1 protein-coding gene is annotated in these 1584 nt (G+C 31.4%); it reads right to left on the reverse strand.

The features are described 5' to 3' along the window. Positions 1 to 108 precede the first annotated feature (108 nt). Positions 109 to 807, reverse strand: coding sequence for a hypothetical protein (locus BLR88_RS18760; RefSeq protein WP_091261632.1), 699 nt, complete (start codon positions 805 to 807; stop codon positions 109 to 111). Positions 808 to 1584 lie beyond the last annotated feature (777 nt).

Here is a 1584-nt window from a genome sequence, read left to right on the forward strand (position 1 = left end):
CCCTTCTGGGGAATTTTAAAACGGCGATTTTGGGGAAGTTATAGACGGCCTTGACATTAATAAAGGGTAGCTAATTCATTTTTAGTTAATTAAATATTTCCAACAAACTTAAAACTCTGTCCAGCCTTTGCTTTTTAAGTGGTTTTTCCCATACTGATCTCCGATAACCTGTACATATGCATTACCAATTTGTACATCTATAACATCTTTTATTGGTCCGATCTTATAATCGTAAATACCTATTCCTTTAAATACTCCACCTGAAACATAAAAGTCTTGACTTTGTTTAGTTGTTTTAACCATTGGGTTCAAGTTTCTCTTTACGTATGATTGTCCTCCCAGTGATTTTGTAGCACCACTTGAGTTGTACTCATATCTTCCTTCAACATGGTAGATTGTCCAATCTATTCCCGCAGTAGTCATTGTAAAATCATGTTCTACAAATTTTTCGTTTGCTAGAAGGGATGGGTTTTTAGAGCTTTCTTCTTTTACTTCAGCATTAGCGAATGAATTTTGTATCATGGTTGGATTTTGCATAGCTTCTACAAATTTTTCTTGCTCTTCAATAGATAAATTTTTAAATTGGTTCAAAACTTCTTTTGCATCTTGTACGGCTTCATCTGCAAATTTTGGATCAACACCAAGTCTAAGTGCCTCATCCTTATCGTAATTCTCCAAATATTTAGCGTATGACGCTGGACTTTCTAATGGGTTTTCATTTTCTTGTGCATAAGAAACCCCTCCTGTTAATATAAGACCTACTGTTAATAAAAAGCCTAGTAACAAACTAAAAAACTTCCTAAACACACTATCACTCCTATTCGCAGATTTTTATAGCAACTTCTGAACTGACAGGTTCTCTAATGAATATTTCATTCTGATACACCCCTCAATTCAAAAGGAACTATTATCCCTTGTATACTACCTTCCCTCGGAATTAAGAGATACATTAATTCCAATTATATAAAATGAATTATTTGTAAAAAAAGGTATATTGTTCAATCCCTTTCTTCCTTGTTATTATAACAAATATACAATATTAGGGAACTTACTTTTCTCGCCAAATAATACAATATTTGTACCATTTTCAACAATAAATTACATGAAATGCCAAATAAAAATAGATAATATACTTCCAATCGCTTATTCTTTTTAAATCTCTTAAAAATTACATATCATATAAGAATCTTTTACAAAAAAAGGAGTTTCTATATCGAAGAAATTTTTAGGAGGTTTTTACTTATGGTTAACGTCATATTGAACTTGTTTTATTTTATTTATTATGGTGTTTTAACAATAGGGAAAAATAAAAAAAGATCATTAAGCAAATCGATATAATTAATCAGGATGGAAATAAATATAGCTTTTAGCTGTTAGTTCAGGTATTATCCCTTCTTCCAGAGAACATTCTTGAACTTATGAAAAGGAAAGAATTGATAATCCTATACAGTAAAGACAGTCGTCCTGTCGAAAATGGTAAATATATAGATTGCTATAATTATGAGCGTTTTGCATAATTTTCGCTCTTAGAGCCGCAAGGCTTTTTTAGTCACAAAAAAGGACTTCACCCCAACTTGTAGAAGA

Source organism: Aneurinibacillus thermoaerophilus (genome assembly GCF_900099925.1).
Taxonomy (GTDB): Bacteria; Bacillota; Bacilli; order Aneurinibacillales; family Aneurinibacillaceae; genus Aneurinibacillus; species Aneurinibacillus thermoaerophilus.